The 553-nt window shown below is 27.3% G+C and carries 1 pseudogene; it reads right to left on the reverse strand.

The features are described 5' to 3' along the window. Window positions 1–419: 419 nt before the first annotated feature. Window positions 420–553, reverse strand: a pseudogene (locus RR876_RS17230) (replication initiation protein); the annotation flags it as partial.

The following is a 553-nucleotide window of genomic DNA, read 5'->3' on the forward strand; positions in this document are numbered from 1 at the left end:
GTTTTGAAATTGACAAAACTGAACCAACCAAACAATAGCCAAAGAAAATACCGATATTAATTAATGGTTTATCTAAAAAATAATTAGAGATTATTGTCCCGAATGGTAATAAGCCAATATATTCAAAAAATGAGAATTTACTTATCCAAGCACTTAATTTTTTCATAATTCAATAATTAACGATAACCATTATCAATAATATCATAAAAGATAAGTACTTAATATTTTAGATTTTCTAAAATTAACATAATACACCTTATACGAAATGCTCTTTTTTATTTTATATAAGTCATTAGCTTAGCGTGTAGTAAAAAGCCCAAGTATGCATACTTGGGCTTTTTTAATAATTTTTCATGTTCCACGCCTATTTTTTAAGCTATGTTTCACGAAATTTATTAGCTCATATGGATAATTTGATTTTATGGTTTGAAATCAGTTTTTTGATGTAGAGCCTTCAAAATTCGTTTAGCCGTTTCTTCCCTTACACTTTTTGGATCTCGTAAAATCCCACTAATCCAAATCGCAAAAGTAGGATAGTCAGGAAAATTACTTA

Origin of the sequence: Acinetobacter sp., from assembly GCF_036666595.1 — a bacterium.
In the GTDB taxonomy this organism is placed as follows: Bacteria; Pseudomonadota; Gammaproteobacteria; order Pseudomonadales; family Moraxellaceae; genus Acinetobacter.